23 protein-coding genes are annotated in these 21667 nt (G+C 72.3%); 16 read left to right on the plus strand and 7 right to left on the minus strand.

Features of this window, described 5'->3' with window-relative positions; all coding sequences use genetic code 11:
- Nucleotides 1–148 precede the first annotated feature (148 nt).
- From KUM49_RS16745 to KUM49_RS16785, 9 genes are all read left to right on the plus strand, one after another.
- Nucleotides 149–1573 (plus strand): amidase, encoded by a 1425-nt coding sequence (locus KUM49_RS16745; RefSeq protein WP_217237651.1) that lies wholly within the window; start codon nt 149–151, stop codon nt 1571–1573.
- 26 nt (nt 1574–1599) lie between these two features.
- Nucleotides 1600–1818, plus strand: a complete 219-nt coding sequence (locus tag KUM49_RS16750; protein WP_254401349.1) for a hypothetical protein — start codon at nt 1600–1602, stop codon at nt 1816–1818.
- 135 nt (nt 1819–1953) lie between these two features.
- On the plus strand, nt 1954–3441 hold the full coding sequence (locus tag KUM49_RS16755) for a flotillin family protein (protein ID WP_217237652.1): 1488 nt from the start codon (nt 1954–1956) through the stop codon (nt 3439–3441).
- 417 nt (nt 3442–3858) lie between these two features.
- The gene (locus KUM49_RS16760) at nt 3859–4305 is read left to right on the plus strand and encodes a type II toxin-antitoxin system PemK/MazF family toxin (RefSeq protein ID WP_217237653.1); all 447 of its coding nucleotides are present in this window, start codon (nt 3859–3861) and stop codon (nt 4303–4305) included.
- Between the two features lie 367 nt (nt 4306–4672).
- Nucleotides 4673–6010: an ergothioneine biosynthesis glutamate--cysteine ligase EgtA gene (egtA, locus tag KUM49_RS16765; RefSeq protein WP_217237654.1), complete on the plus strand. Its 1338-nt coding sequence runs from the start codon at nt 4673–4675 to the stop codon at nt 6008–6010.
- Nucleotides 6007–7353: an ergothioneine biosynthesis protein EgtB gene (egtB, locus tag KUM49_RS16770; RefSeq protein WP_217237655.1), complete on the plus strand. Its 1347-nt coding sequence runs from the start codon at nt 6007–6009 to the stop codon at nt 7351–7353. Before egtA ends, egtB begins: the two co-directional genes overlap by 4 nt.
- Nucleotides 7353–8144, plus strand: coding sequence for an ergothioneine biosynthesis protein EgtC (gene egtC, locus KUM49_RS16775; protein WP_217237656.1), 792 nt, complete (start codon nt 7353–7355; stop codon nt 8142–8144). The genes egtB and egtC overlap by 1 nt, the downstream gene beginning before the upstream one ends.
- Complete coding sequence (gene egtD / locus KUM49_RS16780) at nt 8141–9100, plus strand: L-histidine N(alpha)-methyltransferase (protein WP_217237657.1); 960 nt, start codon at nt 8141–8143, stop codon at nt 9098–9100. The genes egtC and egtD overlap by 4 nt, the downstream gene beginning before the upstream one ends.
- Nucleotides 9101–9225: 125 nt before the next feature.
- On the plus strand, nt 9226–9435 hold the full coding sequence (locus KUM49_RS16785) for a dodecin (protein WP_217237658.1): 210 nt from the start codon (nt 9226–9228) through the stop codon (nt 9433–9435).
- 30 nt (nt 9436–9465) lie between these two features.
- On the opposite strand, the gene KUM49_RS16790 is transcribed toward KUM49_RS16785, so the two are convergent.
- Nucleotides 9466–9957 carry a hypothetical protein gene (locus tag KUM49_RS16790; protein ID WP_217237659.1) on the minus strand — a complete coding sequence of 164 codons (492 nt, stop codon included), beginning with the start codon at nt 9955–9957 and terminating at the stop codon, nt 9466–9468.
- Nucleotides 9958–10055: 98 nt separating this feature from the next.
- Here KUM49_RS16790 and KUM49_RS16795 point away from each other — a divergent pair, with 98 nt between their 5' ends.
- The 4 genes from KUM49_RS16795 (at nt 10056) to KUM49_RS16810 (ending at nt 13133) form a co-directional block, all read left to right on the plus strand.
- Nucleotides 10056–11258, plus strand: coding sequence for a right-handed parallel beta-helix repeat-containing protein (locus KUM49_RS16795; protein ID WP_217237660.1), 1203 nt, complete (start codon nt 10056–10058; stop codon nt 11256–11258).
- Nucleotides 11259–11313: 55 nt separating this feature from the next.
- Nucleotides 11314–11730, plus strand: coding sequence for a (2Fe-2S) ferredoxin domain-containing protein (locus KUM49_RS16800; protein ID WP_217237661.1), 417 nt, complete (start codon nt 11314–11316; stop codon nt 11728–11730).
- 72 nt (nt 11731–11802) lie between these two features.
- Complete coding sequence (rpmF, locus tag KUM49_RS16805; protein WP_095750490.1) at nt 11803–11973, plus strand: 50S ribosomal protein L32; 171 nt, start codon at nt 11803–11805, stop codon at nt 11971–11973.
- A 5-nt stretch (nt 11974–11978) separates the two neighbouring features.
- Nucleotides 11979–13133: a GTP-binding protein gene (locus KUM49_RS16810; protein WP_217237662.1), complete on the plus strand. Its 1155-nt coding sequence runs from the start codon at nt 11979–11981 to the stop codon at nt 13131–13133.
- Here the strand turns inward: KUM49_RS16810 and KUM49_RS16815 are convergent.
- The 3 genes from KUM49_RS16815 to KUM49_RS16825 form a co-directional block, all read right to left on the minus strand.
- On the minus strand, nt 13094–13807 hold the full coding sequence (locus tag KUM49_RS16815; RefSeq protein ID WP_308406644.1) for a DNA polymerase beta superfamily protein: 714 nt from the start codon (nt 13805–13807) through the stop codon (nt 13094–13096). The genes KUM49_RS16810 and KUM49_RS16815 overlap by 40 nt on opposite strands.
- Before the next feature lie 189 nt (nt 13808–13996).
- Nucleotides 13997–14326 (minus strand): hypothetical protein, encoded by a 330-nt coding sequence (locus KUM49_RS16820; protein WP_217237663.1) that lies wholly within the window; start codon nt 14324–14326, stop codon nt 13997–13999.
- Between the two features lie 99 nt (nt 14327–14425).
- Entirely contained in the window at nt 14426–14719 is a 294-nt protein-coding gene (locus tag KUM49_RS16825; RefSeq protein ID WP_217237664.1) for a hypothetical protein, read from the minus strand.
- Nucleotides 14720–14729: 10 nt separating this feature from the next.
- Between KUM49_RS16825 and KUM49_RS16830 the strand changes: the two genes are divergently transcribed.
- Both KUM49_RS16830 and KUM49_RS16835 read left to right on the plus strand, forming a co-directional pair.
- Nucleotides 14730–15776, plus strand: coding sequence for an LLM class flavin-dependent oxidoreductase (locus KUM49_RS16830; protein ID WP_217237665.1), 1047 nt, complete (start codon nt 14730–14732; stop codon nt 15774–15776).
- 54 nt (nt 15777–15830) lie between these two features.
- Nucleotides 15831–18164, plus strand: a complete 2334-nt coding sequence (locus tag KUM49_RS16835) for an excinuclease ABC subunit UvrA (RefSeq protein ID WP_217237666.1) — start codon at nt 15831–15833, stop codon at nt 18162–18164.
- A 67-nt stretch (nt 18165–18231) separates the two neighbouring features.
- Here KUM49_RS16835 and KUM49_RS16840 read toward each other — a convergent pair whose 3' ends face one another.
- A complete protein-coding gene (locus KUM49_RS16840) occupies nt 18232–19191 on the minus strand; it encodes a DMT family transporter (RefSeq protein WP_217237667.1) in 960 nt (319 codons plus the stop codon).
- Between the two features lie 104 nt (nt 19192–19295).
- Between KUM49_RS16840 and KUM49_RS16845 the strand changes: the two genes are divergently transcribed.
- Nucleotides 19296–19874, plus strand: coding sequence for a TetR/AcrR family transcriptional regulator (locus KUM49_RS16845; protein ID WP_217237687.1), 579 nt, complete (start codon nt 19296–19298; stop codon nt 19872–19874).
- On the opposite strand, the gene KUM49_RS16850 is transcribed toward KUM49_RS16845, so the two are convergent.
- Entirely contained in the window at nt 19871–20677 is an 807-nt protein-coding gene (locus KUM49_RS16850) for a 1-acyl-sn-glycerol-3-phosphate acyltransferase (RefSeq protein WP_217237668.1), read from the minus strand. The two genes, KUM49_RS16845 and KUM49_RS16850, sit on opposite strands and share 4 nt — an antisense overlap.
- On the minus strand, nt 20677–21447 hold the full coding sequence (locus KUM49_RS16855; RefSeq protein WP_217237669.1) for a GNAT family N-acetyltransferase: 771 nt from the start codon (nt 21445–21447) through the stop codon (nt 20677–20679). Before KUM49_RS16855 ends, KUM49_RS16850 begins: the two co-directional genes overlap by 1 nt.
- Nucleotides 21448–21667: the final 220 nt, after the last annotated feature.

The raw sequence follows: 21667 nt of genomic DNA on the forward strand, positions 1-21667 counted from the left end.
GTTCGCGCAGGACTCATGGGCCCTGCGGGAAAGCTGTGGCGTGCACTGATGCGGCGAGCTGCCACCGGTATCAAGCGCCGGGGCATTCCGCCGCGACCCCACCGGACGTTACCGTTCGGTAGACAACGCCGTCCCGGAGGTGTCCCGCATGACGCTCGACCGTTCCGAAGGCCTCGCGGAGTTGGCCCGTGCGCTCGCCGACGGGGAGGTGACGTCCCGGTCGCTCGTGGAGCGGGCGCTGGCGCGGATCGAGGCGACGCAGACCACGCTGAACGCCTTCCGGATCGTACGGACCGAGGCGGCGCTCGCCGAGGCGGCGGCAGCGGACGAGGAGCTGGCCGCGGGCGTGCGCAGGCCGCTGCTCGGGGTGCCGGTGGCGGTCAAGGACGACATGGACGTGGCGGGCGAGCCGACCGCGTTCGGCTGCCGGGGCGAGTTCCCGCCGGTCACCGAGGACGGCGAGGCGGTACGGCGGCTGCGCGCGGCCGGAGCCGTGATCGTCGGCAAGACCAATACCTGCGAGTTCGGGCAGTGGCCGTTCACCGAGGGGCCCGCCTTCGGCGCGACCCGCAACCCGTGGAGCACGGAGCACACCCCGGGCGGCTCGTCCGGCGGTTCGGCCGCCGCCGTCGCCGCCGGTCTGGTGCCGGCCGCGCTCGGCTCGGACGGCGCCGGTTCGGTGCGCATTCCGGCCTCCTGGACCCATCTCGTCGGCATCAAGCCGCAGCGCGGCCGGATCTCCACCTGGCCGCGCGGCGAGTCCTTCCACGGCATCACGGTCAACGGCACGCTGGCCCGTACGGTCGCCGACGCGGCCCTCCTGCTGGACGCGGCGGCCGGCAACCACGAACGGGACCCGCACCGGCCGCCGGTCGTCGACGCCCTGGCAGCGACGAAGCGGGACCCCGGCCGGCTGCGCATCGCGCTCTCCCTGAAGCCGCCGTTCACCGCCATGCCCGCGCGGCTGCGGCCGGAGGTGCGCGCTCGGGTCGTGCAACTCGCCGAGAAGCTGAGCGACCTGGGGCATGTCGTCGAGGAGGCCGACCCTCCGTACGGCCAGATCGGGCTGACCTTCGTGCCCCGCGCCACTGCCGGTATCGCCGAGCGCGTCCGCGAGGCACCCTTCCCCGCCCTGCTCGACCGCCGCACCCGCGACGCCGCCCGGCTGGGCGGGCTCCTCGGCGGGGTGCCGCTGCGGGCGGCGCGACGCGCGGAGGCGGTTCTGCACCGGCGTATCGGAGCGTTCTTCACGACGTACGACGTGATCCTCGCGCCGACCACGGCCGCTCCCCCGCCCCGCATCGGCGCGCTGCTGAGCCTGGGCGGCCTCGCCACCGACCGGGCCATGATCGCGGCCTGTCCCTACGCCTGGCCGTGGAACGTGCTGGGCTGGCCGGGGGTGAACGTGCCCGCCGGTTTCGTGGGCGGCGGTCTGCCGGTCGGCGCCCAGTTGCTGGGGCCGGCGAACAGTGAGCCGCTGCTGGTCTGCCTCGCCGCGCAGCTGGAGGCCGAACTGCGCTGGCACTCGGCGTGGCCGCCGGAGCACGCGGTCACGGACTCACCGGCCGCATAACGGCGTTCGGCCCGTACCCTGTGACCATGGACGACGCGTCGATGGTCGGGCTCATGGGACGGGTCACCGGGGCGGTCGGGCCCGGACTGGTCGGTGAGGTGATCGTCCGCGTGCGGGGTGGCGCCGAGCACTTCCTCGCCTACCCCGCCACCGCTACGGACCGCATCGAGCGGGGCACGGTGGTCATGGTCGTGGAGTACCTGCCGCCGAGAACGGTCTACGTGCAAGCGGCGTACGACAGTTGAGCCCGCTTCCCCGCAGGTGAGACCGGGTTTGTATCAAGGTTTCGACAAGGATGGGTCAGCGTCTGTACCCAGGGCCTCGCACAGGCGCACACTCCCTTCGTTCGGTGCCGAAAGGGCACCATCACAAGGGGGCGTATGCCGATGATTGTCGGCGTCGTTGCGGGGGTGGCGGTTGCCGCCGCCCTCGTTCTGATCGGTCTGTTCAAGATGATGTGGCGTGTCGCGGAACCGAACGAGGCACTGATCATCTCCGGCTCCAAGCACAAGACGGAGGGCCTCGAGGCGGGCATGGGCTTCCGGATCGTCACCGGACGCGGCACGCTCGTGCTGCCCGGAGTGCAGGCGGTGCGCAAGCTCTCGCTCGACCTGAACGAGACCGAACTGCACGTGGACTGCGTGACCCACCAGGGCATTCCGCTCAAGGTGCGGGGCGTGGTCATCTTCAAGGTGGGCGACGACTTCGTGTCGATCGCGAACGCGGGCCGCCGTTTCCTCGACCAGCAGAAGCTGATGTCCGAGCGGGTGCACAACGTCTTCGCCGGTCATCTGCGTTCCATCGTGGGCGGGTTGACGGTCGAGGACATGATCCGCGACCGGGAGAAGCTCACCGGGCAGACCCGGGCGGCCTGCGGCACGGAGATGGAGAAGCTGGGCCTGATCGTCGACTCGCTGCAGATCCACGAGATCGAGGACCCGACCGGGTACATCCAGAACCTGGCGATGCCGCACGCGGCGGCCGTCCAGCGGGACGCGAGGATCGCGCAGGCGGAGGCGAACCGGCTGGCCACCGAGGCGGAGCAGCAGTCGTACGCCCGGATGGCCGAGGCAACCCGGGACAGCGAGATTTTGCAGGCCGGTTACCAGGCCGAGCGCGACAAGGCGGGTGCCAAGTCCCGCCAGGCCGGACCGCTCGCCGACGCCGCGGCCCGGCAGGAAGTCGTCGTCCAGGAGACGCGGGTCGCCGAGCTGGAGGCCCAGCGGCGTGAGCAGCAGCTCCAGGCGGACGTGCGCAAGCCGGCGGACGCGCAGGCCTACGAGAAGCGGACGATGGCCGAGGCGGAGCGCGACGCACGCATCTCCGCGGCCCAGGCCAAGGCGCAGGAGACGGAGCTGGCGGCAGCGGCCGAGGCGACCCGGGTCAAGACGGCCGCGGGCGCCGAGGCGGAAGCCACCAGGGCCCGGGGCACCGCCATGGCGGCGGCCACCCGCGCCACCGGCGAGGCCGAGGCGGCCGCGGCACAGGCCAGGGGCCTCGCCGAGGCCGAGGCGGCCAAGGCCAAGGGGCTCGCGGAGGCGGACGCCATCAAGGCCCGCGCCGCCGCCCTCGCCGAGAACCAGGAAGCCGTCGTCGCCCAGCAACTCGCCGAGAACTGGCCGGAGATCGTCAGGGCCGGCGCGTCCGCCTTCGGCAGCGTCGACAACATGGTGGTGCTCAACGGCGCCGACGGCATGGCGGACATGCTCACCAAGGCGCTCACCATGGGCGGCACGGGCCTCGGCCTGGCCCGCCAGCTGCTCGCCTCGATGAACCAGAACGGGCCTGCCGCGAACGGGACTTCGCCCCGCAACGGGGTCGTGCCGCCACCGCTCCAGAAGGTGCCGGTGGAGCAGGACGGAGGATGACGGACGACCGGGCCCAGGGGTGGAACTGCTCACCAAGGAGTGCGCACAAGGGCCGAATCAGCTCGATCGTGTGATCGTCCGCTTGCGGGCTTGCGGTGCCCTGGGCTGATCGGGCTAACGTGATCGTGCGACCTGGGACACCGGGTACGGCGTCAGCATGCGGGGCCCTGCTCCACCAGAGGATGGTTCAGGGTCTCCCCGTCGCCTCTGGCCATACCCACTTGGCCAGGTGGTGAGGGAACTGGCCTCCCTGGCACGGACCACGCACAGGATGCGTGTCGCCACCCGGGGTCGAGAACGCCGGGGACCAGCTCGCCCAAGACCGTTCGGGGCGCGCGGCTGAACGGACTCACTCCCGCTCAGTCCACAGGAACGGTGAGAGAACCGGCTCGGGGCGCGGCCTCTAATGTTACGTCCGTGACTGCGCCTATCGATGAGAACGCCCCCGGCCGGTTCGGCCCCTCCGCCACCACCGAGGCCGACCCCCGCGAGGTGGGCCGGGTGCGCACGGAGTACTCGCCCGCGCACGACGGGGACCCCGATCCCGGCGAGATCGTCTGGACCTGGGTCCCCTACGAGGAGAACGACGGCCGGGGCAAGGACCGCCCCCTGCTGGTCGTCGCCCGCGAGGCCGGCGGCACCTTCCTGGCCGTCCAGCTGTCGAGCAAGCGGCACGACGGCGACCGGGAGTGGGTGCCGATCGGCAGCGGACCCTGGGACCGGTCGGGGCGGGACTCGTGGGTCGACGTGGACCGCGTACTGCGGCTGCACGAGGCCGGGATGCGCCGAGAGGCGTGCGCCCTGGACCGTATGCGGTTCAACCTCGTCCGGCACCGGTTGCGGGAGCGCTACGGCTGGAGCTGACGGCCACCGGGCCGGGAACACACCAGCGTTCCCGCCGATCGCCGCGGACGACGTGAGGCCGCGCTGATGCGCGCTCGCGGCTCGACCCCCGTGCGCGCCACGACCGCGCGTCCGCGCGACCTCCCCCGTCGTGCTCACAGACGCATCCTGAGCGATTCTGGTCTTGCCCCGCAACAGGGTTTTCCGTGCCGGACGTGCCCGGAAAACTCCTCGAGAACAGCCAGGAAACGGAGATCCTCGGCCCCTAATACGACGATGTGCACCCTTGTGCGATCGGACGCGAGGGTCTTGGGTGGAACGAGTGACGCCGGCCCGCCCCATCAGACTCCGGGCCGGTGACATGGTGGAATCTCAGGAGGATCCCGACATGTCCCATACGCCGAGTGACTGTACGGAGACCCGTACCGCTGTCACCGAAGCCGAGGTGGAGGCCCTGGTCCGGGGCATCTGCTTCAAGACCGGTCCGCCCCGCACCGTCGGGGTCGAAGTGGAATGGCTCGTCCATGAGCTGCGGACACCGCAGCTCCCCGTGACACCCGAACGCCTCGAAGCGGCCTACGCCGCACTGCGTACCGTGCCCCTGAGGTCGGCGCTCACCACAGAGCCCGGCGGCCAGCTGGAACTGAGCTCGCCGCCCGCCGCCTCCCTGATGGAGTGCATCGGTACCGTCTCCGCCGACCTGACCGCCGTCCGCACGGTGCTGGCCGAGGACGGCCTGGGCCTCGTCGGCATCGGCCAGGACCCCTGGCACACGCCCCGCCGCTTCCTGCGCGAGCCGCGCTACGACGCCATGGAGGCCTGCCTGGACCGCACCGGCCCGGCCGGCCGCGCCATGATGTGCACCTCCGCCTCCGTCCAGGTGTGCCTGGACGCCGGCCACGAGGAGCCCGGGCCGCTCGGTCTCGGGCGGCGCTGGTGGCTGGCGCACCAGCTGGGGGCGGTCCTGGTGGCCGCGTTCGCGAACTCCCCGGCGGCCGGGCACCAGCCCACCGGCTGGCTCTCCAGCCGCCAGCTGCTGTGGATGGACATCGGCCCCGGCCGCGCGGGCGCTCCCTCGCTCGACGTCGATCCGCGGACCGCCTGGGCCCGCCACGTGCTGGACGCCCCGGTGATGTGCGTACGGCGCGACGGCGGCCCGTGGGAGGTGCCCGAGAAGCTGACGTTCCGGGAGTGGACCAGGTCGGGGGCGCCGAGGCCGCCGACCCGGGAGGACCTCGACTACCACGTCAGCACGCTGTTCCCGCCGGTCAGGCCGCGCGGCCATCTCGAGCTGCGCATGATCGACGCCCAGCCCGGCGACGACGGCTGGATCGTGCCGCTGGCGGTGACGACGGCGCTCTTCGACGACCCGGAGGCCGCCGAGAGCGCCTACCGGATCGTGAAGCCGCTGGCCGAGCGGGCCCTGTCGCTGCCCGCGCCGCACAATCCGCTGTGGATCGACGCGGCCCGGCACGGCCTGACCGACCCCGAGCTGCACGAGGCGGCCCTCGCCTGCTTCGAGGCGGCCCTTAAGGCCCTGCCCCGGCTCGGCGCCACCGCCGAGGTCACGGCGGCCGTCACGACGTACCGGGACCGGTACGTCGTCCCCGGCCGCTGCCCCGCCGACGACCTGCTCGAACACCTGTACGGCATGGACCTCGCCCCGTCCCGGTTCGGCTCGACCGAGGGGACCTCCACCGCCCACGGGAAGGACATCCGCACATGACCGACCCCGCCCTCGACACCGAACCCGTCGTCGACGAGGCCCTCGATGCCGAAGCGCTCCGCGACCGGGCGCTCACCACCCTGACCACCGCCCGCGACCGTACGACGCTGCTGACCAGCTGCGTTGAGGACCCGGACCTGACGGCGCAGCACTCCCCGCTGATGTCGCCGCTGGTGTGGGACCTCGCGCACATCGGCAACCAGGAGGAGCAGTGGCTGCTGCGGGCCGTCGCCGGGCAGGAGGCGATACGGCCCGAGATCGACAGCCTCTACGACGCGTTCGAGCACCCGCGCTCGCAGCGGCCCTCGCTGCCGCTGCTGGCTCCGGCCGAGGCCCGCTCGTACGCGGCGGACGTGCGCGGCCGGGTGATGGACGTGCTGGAGCGCGCCGCGTTCCACGGGACGCGGCTGACGGAGGCGGGATTCGCCTTCGGGATGGTCGCGCAGCACGAACAGCAGCACGACGAGACGATGCTGATCACCCATCAGCTCCGCACGGGGCCGCAGGCCCTGACCGCCCCGGCCCCGGACCCGGTGCCGCTGTTCACCGGCCCGGCCGAAGTCCTCGTCCCGGGCGGCCCGTTCACGATGGGCACCTCCACCGAGCCGTGGGCGCTGGACAACGAACGCCCGGCGCACCGGCGCGAGGTGGCGTCGTTCTCCATCGACACGACTCCTGTCACGAACGGCGCGTACCAGGCGTTCATCGAGGACGGCGGCTACGACGACGAGCGCTGGTGGACGGCGGCGGGCTGGGCGCACATCCGCCGCAACTCCATCCACGCGCCGCTGTACTGGAGCCGCGACGGCAGGCAGTGGCTGCGGCGCCGCTTCGGCGTGACCGAGGTCGTCCCGCCCCAGGAGCCGGTGCTGCACGTGTGCTGGTACGAGGCCGACGCGTACGCCCGCTGGGCCGGGCGCCGGCTGCCCACCGAGGCCGAGTGGGAGAAGGCCGCACGGCACGACCCCGCCGGCGACCGTTCGACGCGTTACCCGTGGGGCGACGCCGACCCGGCGCCGGAGCACGCCAACCTGGGCCAGCGGCACCTGCGCCCGGCGCCGGCCGGCAGCTATCCGCAGGGCGAGTCCCCGCTCGGCGTACGGCAGTTGATCGGGGACGTCTGGGAATGGACGGCCAGCGACTTCCTGCCGTACCCCGGCTTCGAGGCGTTCCCGTACAAGGAGTACTCGGAGGTCTTCTTCGGCCCCGACCACAAGGTGCTGCGCGGCGGTTCGTTCGCCGTGGACGCGGTGGCCTGCCGGGGCACGTTCCGCAACTGGGACTACCCGATCCGGCGGCAGATCTTCTCCGGATTCCGCACGGCCCGCTCGGAGGCCGTCTGATGTGCCGTCACCTGGCCTATCTGGGCCCAGAGGAGCCGCTCGGACGGATCCTCGTCGAGCCGCCGCACAGTCTGTACCGGCAGTCCTGGGCGCCGAGGCGGCAGCGGTACGGCACGGTCAACGCCGATGGTTTCGGCGTCGGTTGGTACGCGGAGGGGGATCCGGCGCCGGCCCGGTACCGGCGGGCCGGACCCATCTGGGCGGACCAGTCGCTCGCCGACCTGGCCCGGGTGGTCCGCTCGGGGGCCGTGCTCGCCGCCGTACGGGACGCGACCCTGGCGGGCGCGGACGCGGAGGCCGCGGCGGCTCCGTTCGCCGCGGGTCCCTGGCTGTTCAGCCACAACGGCGCGGTCAAGGGCTGGCCGCACTCCCTCGCGCCCCTCACGCGGACCCTGCCCGCCGCCGACCTGCTGTCCCTGGAGGCCCGCAACGACTCGGCGCTCGTGTGGGCCCTGGTCCTCGCCCGGCTGCACGGCGGCGACGAGGAGGGCCAGGCGCTGGCCGACACGGTCCTGGAGGTCGCCGCGGCGGCCCCCGACTCCCGGCTGAACCTGCTGCTGACCAACGGGGAGAGCATCACCGCGACGGCCTGGGGCGACACCCTCTGGTATCTCTCGGAGCCCGGCCGCCGCACGGTCGTGGCCTCCGAGCCCTACGACGACGACCCGCACTGGCAGGAGGTCCCCGACCGCACCCTGCTCGCGGCGAGCCGCACGGACGTGCTGCTCACCCCGCTGAAGGAGCCGAGCTCCGCCCTGTCACCCGCGTCCGCGAAGGAGCCCCGCACGTGAGTCCGTTCCTTCTCACCCGCACCCTGCCCGAGGACGCCACCGAAGCCGCCCTGCGCGGGGACGTCCTCCAGGGCCTGACCCGCACCCCGAAGACCCTGCCGCCGAAGTGGTTCTACGACGCCCACGGCAGCGAGCTGTTCGAGCAGATCACCGAGTTGCCCGAGTACTACCCCACCCGTGCCGAACGGGAGATCCTGGTCGCCCGCTCCGGGGAGATCGCCGCGGCGACGGGTGCCCGCACCCTGATCGAGCTGGGGTCCGGCTCCTCGGAGAAGACACGCCACCTCATCGACGCTCTCGACCTGAGCACGTACGTCCCGGTCGACGTCAGCGAGAGCGCGCTCACCCAGGCCGGGCACGCGCTCATCGCCGAGCGTCCCGTCCTTCAGGTCCACGCCCTCATCGCCGACTTCACCGCCCGGCTGGCGCTGCCGGACACGCCCGGCCCACGGCTGCTGGCGTTCCTCGGCGGCACGGTCGGCAACCTGCTGCCCGTCGAGCGGGCCGCGTTCCTCGCCTCGGTCCGCGCCCTGCTCTCCCCCGGTGACGCGCTGCTGCTCGGCACGGATCTGGTCAAGGACGAGAACGTCCTGGTCAGGGCGTACGACGACGCGGCCGGGGTGACGGCCGCGTTCAACAAGAACGTGCTGAGCGTCGTCGACCGCGAGCTGGGCGCCGACTTCGATCCCGCGGCCTTCGACCACGTGGCCCTGTGGGACGCCGAGAACGAGTGGATCGAGATGCGGCTGCGCTCCCGTACGGCACAGACGGTGAAGATCCCCGCGCTCGACCTGGCGGTCGACTTCGCGGCGGGCGAGGAGCTGCGCACCGAGGTGTCGGCCAAGTTCCGCAAGGAGGGTGTGCGCGCCGAACTGTCCGCGGCGGGCCTGGATCTCGCCCGCTGGTGGACGGACCGGGAAGGCCGGTTCGCCCTGTCGCTGAGCGTGGCGCGGTGACGGCGTGCCACGGGCCGTCTCGCGATCCGCCACGGCTTGGGGCACGGTGGAGTGACGCGCGCCCGGACGCACCCGGACGCGCCCCACACAGGTGACACCGCCGTCACCGCGGAGAGGAGCCCCGCATGTCGAACCACACCTACCGGGTGACGGAGATCGTCGGTACCTCGCCCGAGGGCGTCGACCAGGCCGTCCGCAACGGCATCTCCCGTGCCTCGCAGACCCTCCGCAACCTCGACTGGTTCGAGATCACCCAGGTGCGGGGCCAGATCGAGGACGGGCAGGTCGCGCACTGGCAGGTCGGCCTGAAGGTCGGCTTCCGTCTGGAGGAGTAGGGCTGACGGCCCCGGCGTCCCGTCGGGGCCTCAGGTCCGGCCCTCCCCCTCCTGCGCCACCTTCAGCGCGGCCGATCCGGCCGCCCAGCGCGCCCGTACGACGGTGAAGCCCGCCCGTTCGGCGTCCTCGCACACCAGCTCGTCGTCGTCCACGAGCACCCGGACCTCCCGGGTGCGGGCGAGCCGGCGGAGGATCTCCAGCTTGGTGCGCCGGGCCGGCCGGCGGTCGTCGTTGCGCCGCATGTACACGCGCCCCTCGGGCAGTCCGTGCGCGGCGAGCCAGTCGAGCGTGTCGCGACGGCAGCGCTCGGGCCGCCCGGTGAGATAGACGACCTCGCACTCCCGGGCGCTCTCCAGGACCAGCGCGACGCCCTCGGCGATCGGCGGGTCCTGCGGCGCGGCCGCGAAGAAGGCGCCCCAGTCGCGGGGCTTGCTCTCCAGGAACCGCTGCCGATGGGCCGTGTCGGCGAGGGTGTTGTCCAGGTCGAACACGGCGAGCGGGCGTGTGTTGCTGTCGGTCACACCGTTCACCCTAGACGGATCCCGCACCCCGGCAACCTTCGCGCTCTGTGCGGCCACTGCTGTGCGACATGGCATGCACGGCAAAGGCGGGAGACCTCATGCGCAAGACGTCTGTCTGGACAGCGGCACTGGTGAGCGCGGCGCTGTGGACGGGATTAGGGCCGGTGGGCGAGGCGTCCGCCGCGGCGACGCTGATCGTGGCGCCCAACGGCAGCGACTCCGCGCCCGGGACTCTCGCCCAGCCGCTCCGTACGATCCAGCGGGCCGTCGACCTGGCCAAGCCCGGCGACACCATCGCCGTACGCGGCGGCACCTACGCCCTCACCGACAACATCACCATCACCACCTCGGGCACCGCGTCCCTGCCCATCACCCTGGGCGCCTACCAGGGCGAGCGGGTCGTCATCGACGGCGATGGGCTGCCCGCGAGCCACACCCCCGTCGGCGGGAGCATCGCGCGCGCCGATCGCGGGGCGATCCACCAGGAGGCGTCGTACTGGCGGATCTCGGACCTGGAGATCGTGAACGGCCCGTACGGCGTGTACTGCGACGGCTGCAACGGCAATGTCTTCGCGCGCCTGAAGACCCACGACAACTACGAGTCCGGCTTCCAGCTCCAGGGCGCCTCCAGCAACAACCAGATCCTGAACCTGGACAGTTACGCCAACCGCGACCCGCGCAAGAACGGCGAGAGCGCGGACGGTCTCGCCATCAAGGAGGGCACCGGAACGGGCAACCTGGTGCGCGGCGCCCGCCTGTGGAACAACGTCGACGACGGCTTCGACAACTGGAAGTTCACCTCGCCGGTCGTCATCGAGAACACCATCGCGTACGGCAACGGCTACAACCGCTGGGGCTTCCCGGACTTCGCGGGCGACGGCAACGGCTTCAAGCTCGGCGGCGGCAGCCCGGCCCCGGCAGTGGCCCACACCCTCCGCAACAGCGTGGCGTTCAAGAACGCGGCGCACGGCATCACGGACAACAGCAACCCGGGCGCCCTCGCCCTGACCCGCAACTCCACCCACGGCAACGCGGGTACGGGCTTCGACGTCGACGTCTCGGGCGGCAAGGCGGTCCTGACCGCCAACCTGTCCGTGGCCGACGCGCGTGCCGTGGCGCTCGGATCGGCGACCGTGTCCAGCGGCAACTCCTGGAACCTGGGCGGCACCTGGAACGCGGCCGCGGTCCTGAGCACGGACCCGGCTCCCCTCACGGGCGCGCGTGCGGCGGACGGTTCGCTGCCGTCGGCGCCGTCGTTCCTCGTCCCGCGCAGCGGGGCGAACATCGGGGCGCGGTTCTGACGGAAAAGGCACCCCGGCGGCGTGCGGTGATCAGCGGGGGCCGCATGCTTCTCCCATGCCTTCGACACCGCGTACGCGCCTGACCGGATCCGGTTCCGGTTCCGGTTCCTGCACCCTCGTCGTCTGCCGGGGCTGCTGCTGCGGAAACGCCCGCAAGCAGCCCGGCACCGACCCGGCGTGGCAGCTGGAGCTGCTGCGCGCCGGTGCGGCCGAGCACGGCTTCCAGGTGCGTACGACCGACTGCCTGGGCCCCTGCGACCAGGCCAACGTCATCGTGGTCCGCCCCTCGGCCGCCGGACGCCGGGCCGGGGGGCGGGCCGTCTGGATCGGGTTCGTCATGGACGACGACAGCACCGACGAGGTCGTGCGGTGGGCCGCCGCCGGCGGACCCGGCGTCGCCGAGCCGCCGCTCACGCTGGAGATGCAGTTCATCCGGCCACCGCGGGACGCGCGCGTGCGGTCGCGGCGCTGACATCCCCCAATTGTTAATGGGATCCATTTTCATGTAGCGTCCTCGGTGCTCACCCCACCGAGGAGGACCGTCATGGCCGTACCCAAGCGGAAGATGTCCCGCAGCAACACCCGTCACCGCCGCGCGCAGTGGAAGGCCGCCACGCCGACGCTGGTGCCCGTCACGATCGACGGCGTGCGGCACCTCGTACCGCAGAACCTGGTCAAGGCGTACGAGCGCGGGCTGCTGCGCCCCGAGGGCTGAGGCCGGTGTCGCACGACCTGCTGCCCGTCACCGTGCTGTCCGGGTTCCTCGGCGCGGGCAAGACCACGCTCCTCAACCACGTGCTCACCAATCGGCAGGGCCTGCGCGTCGCGGTCATCGTGAACGACATGAGCGAGGTCAACATCGACGCGGCCCTGGTGCGCGGCGGTCAGGCGGCGCTCTCACGGACCGAGGAACGCCTGGTCGAGATGACCAACGGCTGCATCTGCTGCACCCTGCGCGACGACCTGCTGGAGGAGGTCGACCGGCTGGCCCGCGAGGACCGCTTCGACCACCTGCTGATCGAGTCCAGCGGAATCTCCGAACCCATGCCGGTGGCGGCCACCTTCGCCTTCGCCCGCGACGACGGCGTCACCCTCGGGGAGGTCGCCCGCCTGGACACGATGGTCACGGTCGTGGACGCCGCGAACTTCCTGCCCGAGCTGGCGACCGGCGACGAACTCGCCGAGCGCGGACTCGCGCCCTTCGAGGACGACGAGCGCACGGTCAGTGACCTGCTGGTGGACCAGGTCGAGTTCGCCGACGTCATCGTGCTGAACAAGCTCGACCTCGTCGACGAGGAGTCCGCGGCCCGGCTCAGGGCGGCGCTCGGCCGCCTCAACCCGGTCGCCCGGATCGTCCCGGCGACGGACGGGCGTGTCGACCTGGGGGAGGTCCTGGGAACCGGTCTGTTCGACCTGGAGCGGGCCCAGCAGGCGCCGGGCTGGGTGCGGGAGCTCAACGGCGAGCACGTGCCGGAGACCGAGGAGTACGGGGTGTCCTCCACCGTCTTCCGCTCCGAACTCCCCTTCCATCCCCCCCGGTTGTGGGACTTCGTGGTCGAGGAGCTGGACAGCGGCACGTACGGGAGGATTTTGCGGTCGAAGGGTTTCTTCACCCTGTCCAGCCGCCCGCACGTGACGGGCCTGTGGTCGCAGGCCGGCTCGGTGGCCCGGTTCGAGCCGTCCGCCGCCCGCGACCACGACGCCCCCCACGCGCAGGAACTGGTCTTCATCGGCACCCGGTTGGACGCCGACGCGCTCCGGGCCGCCCTCACCGCCTGCCTCCTGCGCCCGGCCGAACCCGCTCCCCAGGCGGATCCGTTCCCCGCCTGGGACACCTACGGCATCGACGAGGCCTGCGACCACTCCGAGGCGTAGAGGAGGCCGCGTACCTTGCGCAGCCACGCCTCGACGGCCGCCTCCCCGGGCTGCTCGGGCAGCACGGTGGGCGTCTCGTCGAAGGCCGCCTCGTAGTGCCGGAGCAGGGGCAGCGCGGCCGACGGATCGGCGGCGACGCGCTCGCCGAAGGCGTGGTACTCCTCGGGATTCTCGACGCGGATCTCCAGTCGGCCGGTGGTGTACAGCACCAGGCCCTGGTGGCACAGCCGCTTCAGGTGCCGGGCGTGCTTCGCGGTGCGCCTGCGGCTGTCCGCGGGGAACGAGCCGTCGCCGCGGCCCTCGAGCCGCCGGAACTGCTGGGTGGCGTAGCCGAGGTAGGCGTCCCGGACGCGCTTGGCGCTCAGGAACGACGTGCGGATGCCGATCAGTTCCTCACCGAGAGGGGTGCGGACCTCGTACAGGTCGTCCGGGAGCCACACCAGTTCCATGGCGGTCGGGTTGCCGCCCAGGGCGAGCCGGCACCACTTGGCGGCCTCGTGCAGGGTGCGGTCCGGTGCTGTGGTGACGTGGGACTCCTTCGGCCCGCGCAGGCCGTGCAGCTCCACGGTGGGTACGGCGAAGAGGCCGAGACGGTCGACGTCGGAACCGGCGTGGGCGAGGCCGTACGCGGTGGAACCGACGATGCCGGACAGCAGGATGTTCGGGACGGTCACGGTCGGCCGCCTTTCGGGGTGCGTGGCTGTGCGGACGAGCGGCCGCCGCGGAGACGTCTCCATTGTGATGACCTGCGAGGTCGTGGTCATCCGGTTTTCCGGGGACCGGCGGACCATGTGAGGGCGATCCCCCGAGCCCTCCCTTCCCGCACCGCACCACTGCCGGGACGGAGCAGTCGCCGGCCGCGCTCAGTCGTCGCGGTCCACCCACTCCAAAGCCATCGCGCGGACGACGTCGAGAGCCGAGGTGTCGGCGTCGACAGCGTCGTACGCGGCGGCGAGCTGGAGAAAAGCCGCCGCGAATCCGCCGGTCAGCAGGGCGATCCGGTCCTGTGCCCTGCCCAGGGTGATCGCCGCGGCCTCCTCCGCCGACACCCCCGTGGGCAACTCCCCGTCAAGACGGGCGAGCTCGTCCATCAGCAGCGACAACCGGTCCGGCTCACCGTCCCACGGCTCCTCGGGCATCAGGGTCAGCGCCAGGATTCCCGCGACCAGCCGCCAGATATCGCTCTTCTTCATGCACAGCATGGTGCCCGACCCGCCCGCTCGTGCCGCACCGGGACCTACCACTGCTGCAACACGCAACCGCAGACGGCACCGCGGCTCGTCCTCCAAAGATCACACCGTGCGCGGGAATCCGGGCGTAGCGGCCCGCATCGGAATATCGACGGCCTCGTACGGCGTCAGAACTACGTGATCCGACAGGTACGCGACCGCGAGCCGGACGATCCGTTCGCTCGAGCCCTGCGGCGGAACCACGGAGAACCGGCGGGCCGAGGGAACGCGAGCGGCAGCGGCGTTCGCCCTGGTGGCGGAGAAGGTCCACCAGCCGCAGCGACAGCTCACGCGGATCATGGAAACCGCAGAGGAGATCAGCAAGGTGACCGCCGAGTCGACGAAGTCCAGTCCCACCGGAGAAACCATGGCGAGCCAGCAGGATCGCGACGCTCGACAGGACCAGGGCTCTCGTACGGAAGCGGCCCGCTTCTCCGTCCTCGACCGTTCCCGCACCCGGGAGGGCCACACGGACGCCGAGGCGCTGCGCGACACCGTGCGGCTGGCGCGGGAGCTGGAAGGGCTCGGCTATCACCGCTTCTGGGTGTCGGAACATCACGGGGTGCCCGGGGTCGCCGGTTCGGCGCCGACCGTGCTGGCCGCCGCCGTGGCCGCCGCGACGCGGACGATCCGGGTCGGCACCGGCGGCGTGATGCTGCCCAACCACCAACCGCTCGTCGTGGCCGAGCAGTTCGGCGTACTGGAGTCCCTTTTCCCCGGGCGGATCGACATGGGGCTCGGCCGCTCGGTGGGCTTCACGGACGGGGTGCGCAAGGCGCTCGGGCGGGACAAGGACGTCGCCGAGGACTTCGCGGGGCAGCTGGAGGAGCTGCTCGGCTGGTTCCGGGGCGCGTCCCCGACGGGCGTGCACGCGCGGCCCTCGGAGGGCCTGACCGTGCCGCCGTTCGTGCTGGCCATGGGCGAGGGCGCGACGATCGCGGCCCGTGCCGGGCTGCCGATGGTGATCGGCGACCTCCGCAACCGCGAGAAGATGCGGCGCGGCATCGACCACTACCGCACCCACTTCCGTCCCTCGCCGTGGGCGCCGGAGCCGTACGTCGTCGTCTCCGGCACGATCGCGGTGGCCGCCACCCCGCAGGAGGCCCGGCGGCTGCTGGTCCCCGAGGCCTGGTCGATGGCGTACTCGCGCACGCACGGCACCTTCCCGCCCCTGCCGCCGGCCGAGCGCGTGGAGGCATTGACGATGAACGCCAAGGAGCGCGGCCTCTACGAGTCGGGCCTCGCCGGGCACCTCGCCGGCACCGAGGAACAGGTCGCGCACGAGCTGGTGACCCTGCTGAAGGAGACGGGAGCCCAGGAGGTGCTGGTGACCACCAGCACGTACGACCGCGAGGCCCTGCTCGACTCCTACCGCCGGCTGGCCCGGATCATCACCGGCGTCCCGCTCGCATAGAATCGCGGCGTTTGTCCTTACACCGCCAGGCGCCATCTCGTACGGAGCTCCACCATGTCCGATCCGCACGACCCGTACGTCCGTGTTCGCGGCGCCCGGGAGCACAACCTCAAGGGTGTGGACGTCGACATCCCGCGGGATGTGCTGGCCGTGTTCACCGGCGTGTCCGGTTCGGGGAAGTCGTCGCTGGCGTTCGGCACGATCTACGCGGAGGCACAGCGGCGCTACTTCGAGTCGGTCGCGCCGTACGCGCGCCGGCTGATCCACCAGGTGGGAGCGCCGAAGGTGGGGGAGATCACCGGTCTGCCGCCCGCGATCTCGCTGCAGCAGCGCCGCTCGGCGCCGACGTCACGCTCGTCCGTCGGCACGGTCACCAACCTCTCCAACTCCCTGCGGATGCTGTTCTCCCGGGCCGGCGACTACCCGCCGGGCGCCGGGCGGCTCGACTCGGACGCCTTCTCCCCCAACACGGCGGTCGGGGCCTGTCCTCAGTGCCACGGACTCGGCCGAGTGCACCGTACGACCGAGGAGTCGCTGGTCCCCGACCCGGCGCTGTCGATCCGCGAAGGTGCGATCGCCGCGTGGCCGGGCGCCTGGCAGGGCAAGAACCTGCGGGACATCCTCGACGCGCTGGGATACGAGGTGGACCGCCCGTGGCGCGACCTGCCCGCCGAGCAGCGGGAGTGGATCCTGTTCACGGACGAGCAGCCGGTCGTCACCGTGCATCCGGTCCGGGATGCGGAGCGCATCCAACGGCCGTACCAGGGCACGTACATGAGCGCTCGGCGGTACGTCATGAAGACGTTCGCGGACTCCAAGAGCCCCGCGCTGCGCGCGCGGGCGGAACGCTTCCTCACCAGCGCGCCCTGCCCGGCCTGCGGCGGCAGCAGGCTGCGCCCCGAGGCGCTGGCGGTGACCTTCGCGGGCCGTACGATCGCCGAGCTGGCAGCACTGCCCCTCGTGGAGCTGACGACGATCCTCGACGGCGGCACGTCGGAGGCGGGCCGCGTTCTCACCGCCGACCTCAGGTCCCGGATCGCGCCGGTCCTCGAACTCGGCCTCGGCTACCTGGGCCTCGACCGTGCGACGCCCACCCTCTCGGCGGGTGAACTCCAGCGACTGCGCCTCGCGACCCAGCTGCGGTCCGGGCTGTTCGGCGTGGTGTACGTCCTCGACGAACCGTCCGCCGGACTGCACCCGGCGGACACCGAGGCGCTGCTGACGGTGCTGGCACGGCTGAAGGCGGCCGGGAACTCGGTGTTCGTGGTGGAGCACCACCTCGACGTCATGCGCGGCGCCGACTGGCTCGTGGACGTGGGACCGCTGGCCGGTGAGCACGGCGGGCGGGTGCTGCACAGCGGGCCGGTGGCCGAGCTGGCGGGTGTCACCGAGTCGGCCACGGCCCGCTTCCTCTTCGACCGCTCCCCCGCGCCGGTACGTGAAGTCCGCCCGGCGCGCGGCCGGTTGAAGGTCGGTCCGGTCACCCGGCACAACCTGCGCGCGGTGACCGCCGAATTCCCGCTCGGGGTGTTCACCGCGGTCACCGGCGTCTCGGGATCCGGGAAGTCGACGCTCATCGGGGAGCTCACCGAGGATCTGCCGGGCGTGCGGCGGCTGGTCCGGGTCGACCAGAAGCCCATCGGACGCACCCCGCGCTCCAACCTGGCGACGTACACGGGCCTCTTCGACGTCGTACGGAAGGTGTTCGCGGCCACCGACGAGGCCCGCTCGCGGAGGTACGGCGTGGGCCGGTTCTCCTTCAACGTCGCGGGAGGGCGCTGCGAGACCTGCCAGGGCGAGGGGTACGTGACCGTCGAGCTGCTGTTCCTGCCGAGCACCTACACGCCGTGCCCGGACTGCGGCGGGGCGCGCTACAACCCCCGGACGCTCGACGTGACGTACCGGGGGCGGAACATCGCGCAGGTGCTGGACCTCACGGTGGAGTCGGCGGCCGAGTTCTTCGCGGACACTCCGGCTGTGGCGCGCAGTCTGACGACGCTGCTCGACGTCGGTCTCGGCTATCTGCGTCTCGGGCAGCCCGCGACCGAGCTGTCCGGCGGCGAGGCCCAGCGCATCAAGCTGGCAGGCGAGTTGCAGCGCGTGCGGCGGGGCCACACCCTCTACCTCCTCGACGAGCCGACGACCGGTCTCCACCCGGCCGACGTCGAGGTGCTGATGCGCCGGCTGCACGGCCTCGTCGACGCCGGGCACACCGTGATCGTGGTCGAGCACGACATGGCGGTCGTCGGGGGCGCCGACTGGGTGATCGACCTCGGGCCCGGCGGGGGCGACGAGGGCGGTCGGATCGTGGCGGCGGGGGTGCCGGCGGAGGTGGCGCGGGCGGAAGGGAGCGTCACGGCGGCCTATCTGGGGCGGGTGCTTCGGTAGTGCGGCTTCGTCAGGCGCCGGTCGTCGTCGGTCCGCTGTCCCGGTGTAGGCCGGGCTACTGCCGGGCCTACCTGGTGCCCGAGTCGTCGGCCGTCGCGGCACTCGTCCTGACCGTCGCTGGTTCGCCGACGCGGTCGCCGTCGCGGGATGACCGTGCCGCGCGCGGGCTCGCGACGTGCACGACGGCGACTGCCGAGAGGGCGACCGTCAGGCCGGCGGCGGTCTGCGCGGTGAACGGTTCGCCGAACATGACGGCGCCCCAGACGGCCGTGACGGGTGCCATCAGGAACATGAGCGTGTTGACCTTGGTGACCCCGAAGCGCCGCAGCACGATCCAGTACAGCCCGTATCCGCCGAAGGTCGACAGCGTCACGAGCCACACGATCGCGATCCAGAACGAGGGCGCGGAGGAGGGCGCGGCCGACCCGGCCGCGAGGGCGGCGACGGTGAAGACGAGCGCACTGGTGACGCAGTGGACGGTCATCGACACCGCGGGCGTGACGTGCGTGGGGGAACGCTGCTCGATGAAGGTGGCCGCCACCAGCGACAGCATCCCCGCGAACGGCACCGAATAGGTCCACCACGCCACGCCGGGGTTGGCTCCGGCGTCGGCGGTGGCGACCAGGGCGACGCCGGCGAGCCCCAGGCACAGGCCGAGCCACTGCCGGCGCGAGACGTACTGGTGCAGGAGCGGGCCGGCGAGCGCTCCGGCGACGAGGGGCTGGGTGCCGTCGATCAGGGCGGTCGTGCCGCTGGAGACGCCGAGTTGGATCGCCCAGTAGACGGTGAGCAGGTAGCCGCTCTGGGAGAGGAGCCCGATCACGGCCTGCCGGCCGACGTCGTGTGCCGTCAGCCCTCGCCACGAGGCCCTGTGGCGGGTGACGGCCGCCGCGACGAGGACGACCGCCAGGGGCAGGAACCGCCACATCAGGATCGTCAGCGCACCGGCGTCCTCCGTGCCCAGCTTGGCGCCCACGAATCCCGAGCTCCAGCACAGCACGAAGGCGACGGAGAGGAGGAGGTTCACGGCTGATCACCCACCAGCAGCCACTAAACAGATCGGTATACCTTTCGACCCCTCCCACTATACAGATCGGTATACTTCCGGGCATGGGCACCAGACGGATCACGATGACCCCGGGGGCGCGCCGCGTTCTCGCCGCCGCGTCGCGGCTCTTCTACGACCAGGGGATCCACGCGGTCGGAGTGGACCTGATCGCCGCCGAGGCCGGGGTCACGAAGAAGACGCTGTACGACCGGTTCGGCTCCAAGGAGCAGATCGTCGTGGAGTACCTGGCCGACCGTGACGAACGCTGGCGGGCGTTCGTCACGGAGTGGCTGGAGCGGACGGAGCCGGGTTCCGTCGACCGCGTTCGCGCGGTCTTCGACGCCTCGCGGGCGTGGATGACCGAGAGCAGTCCCAAGGGATGCAGCATGGTCAACGCGCACGCCGAGATCAGCGATCCCTCCCATCCGGCCTACGCCGTCATCACCGGCCAGAAGGAGTGGATGCTGGCACTGTTCGCCGGCCTGGTCCGGGACATCACCCCGGCCCGTGCCGACGATCTGGCCCGCACCCTCATGCTGTTCCACGAGGGCGCGATGGTCGCCCACGGCCTGCGCATCTTCCCCGACCCGATCGGCCACGCGCGCGACCGGGCGGCCGAACTCCTCGACCACTCCGGCTCCGGCTCCGGTGACGGGCGTTAAATCGACAAGGTCGCGTGGGCCCGCGCCGGTTGCGGCAGCGCGTCCCCCTGCGCGGCCCGGGCCAGGGCGCGGCGGTCGCGGTGGCGGCCCGGCGGGATGACGGCCCGGACCTCCACCTCGGCCACCAGCCCTCGTGCCGACGCGACCCGCCACAGGGAGGCGACCAGGGTGTCCTCGCCGACGAACGCGGGCACCGTGCTGGCCGCACCCAGGGCCGCGCGGTAGTGGACGCGGACGGGCTGGACGGGGACACCCGCGTCGAGCGCGGCCTGGAAGACGGCCCGGCGGAAGGAACCCTGGGCACGGCCGCACCAGGTGCTTCCCTCGGGGAAGGCGACGACCGCGCAGCCGTTCCGCAGCACCTCGGCGACACCGGCGACCGTGGCCGGGAGCGCGCGCAGCCGGTCCCGCTCGATGAACAGCGCACCCCGGGCTGTCAGCGGCCCCACCACGGGCCACCGCCTGATCTCGGCCTTGGCGAGCATCCTGGCCGGGCGTACGGCACCCAGCAGCGGGATGTCCAGCCAGGAGATGTGGTTGGCGACCAGAAGGAGTCCGCCGGTGGGCGCGGCGCCACCGGTCACCCGGATCCGCACCCCCGCGGCCCGCACGACCGCCCGGCACCACCGCCGCACCACGGCGGCGGGCATGAGCCCGCCGAGCGGCGACAGGAGAACCCCGGTCACCACCAGGACCGTGACCGCCACCAGCCGCAGCACGGCAAGCGGAACGCCGACGGAGGACCCCGACGGCTCCACGCACGCCCCGGGGGTGCAGGGAGCGCCGGGCAGCCAGACGCTCATCAGGCGGGGACGAGGGAGAGGAAGTGCCGCAGGTAGCGCGGGTCGACCCGGCGCATCGACAGCAGCACGTAGAGGTCGGCGACCCCGAAGTCCGGGTCGTGGGCGGGCTCCGCGCAGACCCAGGCGCCCAGGCGGAGGTAGCCGCGCAGGAGCGCGGGCAGCTCGGTGCGGGCGGCGGGCGCCGCGCTCTTCGGGACCCAGGGCAGCAGCGGCCGAACCCGGAACTCCTCGGGAGCCAGGTGCTTTCCGCGTACCCGGTCCCAGGCCCCCGCCGCGAGGGTGCCGCCGTCCGCCAACGGGATCGAGCAGCAGCCGGCGAGCCACTCGTGGCCGCGCTCCACCATGTAGCGGGCCAGGCCGGCCCAGATGAGCCCGATGACCGCGCCGTCCCGGTGGTCGGGGTGGACGCAGGAGCGGCCGACCTCGACGAGTCCGGGGCGGATCGGGTCGAGCCGGGTGAGGTCGAACTCGCCCTCCGCGTACAGGCGTCCGGCGACCGCTGCCCGTTCCGGCGGCAGCAGCCGGTACGTCCCGACGACCTGGCCTGTCGCGGTGTCCCGTACGAGCAGGTGGTCGCAGTAGGCGTCGAAGGGGTCGGCGTCGAGCCCCGGCTGCGAGGAGTTCAGGAGGGCGCCCATCTCCCCGGCGAACACCTCGTGCCGCAGCCGCTGCGCGGCCCGGACGTCGGCCTCGTCGCGGGCCAGGGTGACGGTGTAGCGGGCGGGGCTGGTCGACTGCGGGGGACGGTCGAGCGTGGAAACGCCGGTCATGGCACTCTCCTGGTCGGGCCGGGGCGGCGAGCGGTGCCGCCGCCTCTGTTCTTCCGACCTCGGTTGACCGGCGCATGACGAGTGCCAGGAGCGGGGATGTGAGGATGCTGAATGCCGGGGGCGCCCTCCGAGAAGCGAGACGGGACCGGGGATGAGCACCACTCCCGGTCCCGCCCGTCCGCACCTTTTCGGCGAACGCTTCCTGTGCCGATCGGCCTCT

The sequence above is a fragment of the Streptomyces sp. AC555_RSS877 genome (assembly GCF_019049245.1).
Lineage (GTDB): Bacteria > Actinomycetota > Actinomycetes > Streptomycetales > Streptomycetaceae > Streptomyces.